This is a genomic window from Pseudomonas sp. HMWF021 (assembly GCF_003061005.1).
GTDB lineage: Bacteria > Pseudomonadota > Gammaproteobacteria > Pseudomonadales > Pseudomonadaceae > Aquipseudomonas.
This window is the reverse complement of sequence record NZ_QAIK01000132.1, coordinates 19,317-21,029: the sequence shown is the minus strand read 5'-3', so window position 1 is coordinate 21,029 and position 1,713 is coordinate 19,317. Positions and strand designations below refer to the sequence as shown.

The 1,713-nt window shown below is 58.8% G+C and carries 2 protein-coding genes; one reads left to right on the top strand and one right to left on the bottom strand.

Going from position 1 to position 1,713, the window contains the following annotated elements; all coding sequences use genetic code 11:
* Positions 1-919 (bottom strand): DEAD/DEAH box helicase (locus DBR18_RS18140; protein WP_371921112.1); only part of this gene is annotated, 919 nt, incomplete at its 3' end.
* Positions 920-1,228: 309 nt separating this feature from the next.
* Between DBR18_RS18140 and DBR18_RS18135 the strand changes: the two genes are divergently transcribed.
* A complete protein-coding gene (locus DBR18_RS18135; protein ID WP_108591335.1) occupies positions 1,229-1,684 on the top strand; it encodes a DUF721 domain-containing protein in 456 nt (151 codons plus the stop codon).
* The last annotated feature ends 29 nt before the right edge of the window (positions 1,685-1,713 follow it).

Here is a 1,713-nt window from a genome sequence, read left to right as displayed (position 1 = left end):
GCAGGCCCAGGTTGTGCGCAGAATACAGACTCTCGCCTTCGGCCAGCAGGCCGACGCCGGTGAGCATTTCTTCGATGTACTGGTGACCGGCTTCATTGAGTTCGACCTGACGGGTCTTCTCGTCAATGGTGTAGTGACCGGCCTTGGTGACCTGGCCTTCGACTTCTTCGACGTGCAGTTCCAGCTGCGGGATCAACTTGTTGATCTCCATGTACAGCTTGGAACTGTCCTCGGCCTGACCGGAAATGATCAGCGGGGTACGGGCTTCGTCGATGAGGATGGAGTCGACTTCGTCGATCACGGCAAAATTGAGTTCGCGCTGGAATTTCTCTTCCATGCTGAACGCCATGTTGTCGCGCAGGTAGTCGAACCCGAATTCGTTGTTGGTGCCGTAGGTGATGTCGGCGGCATACGCGGCGCGCTTCTCTTCCGGCGGCTGGAACGGCGTCACGACGCCGACGGTCAGGCCGAGGAACTCATACAGCGGGCGCATCCAGTTGGCGTCACGGCGGGCCAGGTAGTCGTTCACGGTCACAACGTGCACGCCCTTGCCGGACAGCGCGTTGAGGTAAACGCCCAGGGTCGCTACGAGGGTTTTACCCTCACCGGTACGCATTTCGGCAATCATGCCTTCATGCAGGGTCATGCCGCCGATCAACTGGACGTCGAAGTGGCGCATGCCCATGACGCGCTTGCCCGCCTCACGGGCGACCGCGAAGGCTTCAGGCAACAGCTTGTCGAGGGATTCCCCTTTGGCGATACGGGCCTTGAACTCATTGGTCTTGGCGCGCAACTGATCGTCCGAAAGGGCCACCATTTGCTCTTCGAAGGCATTGACGAGCTGCACCGTCTTGAGCATGCGTTTGACTTCACGCTCGTTCTTGCTTCCAAAAAGTTTCTTTAACAAAGGCGCAAACATATCGGCAGGATCTTCCACACTAAAGGGATGGAGGGCGGCCCCATGAGCGTCGCCCGTGCAGCCCTCATGGCCGCATGCGAACGAGCATTCTACCCGGAAACGGAAGTGAGGAAAGTGGCGATATTCCACGATGCTGGCACTGCGCTTTGACGGGGCTCACTTAAAATAGGGGCGTTTTGCTCAACTTCAACCCATACGGGAAAGAAGTTAGTCGTTGATTTAATGGGCAAAGCAGGGACAAAAGCAATGGGCGAGTGGTTCCGCGGCTTTCTGCTACCATGGCCATTCTGTTACTTCAGGTATTTGATCATGGCATTTCGCCTTCTTACAGCCAGAGCGCCCGCCGTTCTGCTGCGCGAAGCCAAGCCGCTCAAGGCCTTGCTCGGCCACGCCCAACGCCTGGGGCATCTGCAGCGTCTGCTCGAAAGCCAGTTGCAACCGGCCGCCCGTGAACATTGCCATGTGGCCAAATGGCGTGAAGGCCAATTGACGCTGGTGGTGACCGACGGGCACTGGGCGACGCGGCTGCGTTACCAGCAAAAGCGTCTGCAACGCCAGCTGCAGTTGTTCGAAGAGTTCGCCAACCTGACGCGCATTCAGTTCCGCGTACAACCGCCGCTGGTCCAGCGCCGGGTGAGCGGACATGCGATGGATCTGTCCACCGATGCGGCGCAGACCATTCAGTCGACGGCTGACGGGATCAGCGATCCAGGCCTGCGTGCGGCGCTTGAGCGTCTGGCGGCGCACGCTAAAGACAAAAGCTGAAGGCAAGATCAAAGGATCGCAGCCTGCGG

Coding starts and splice junctions, on each gene's coding strand:
- DBR18_RS18135 (WP_108591335.1), top strand. CDS start 1,229: ATGGCATTTCGCCTTCTTACAGCCAGAGCGCCCGCCGTTCTGCTGCGC.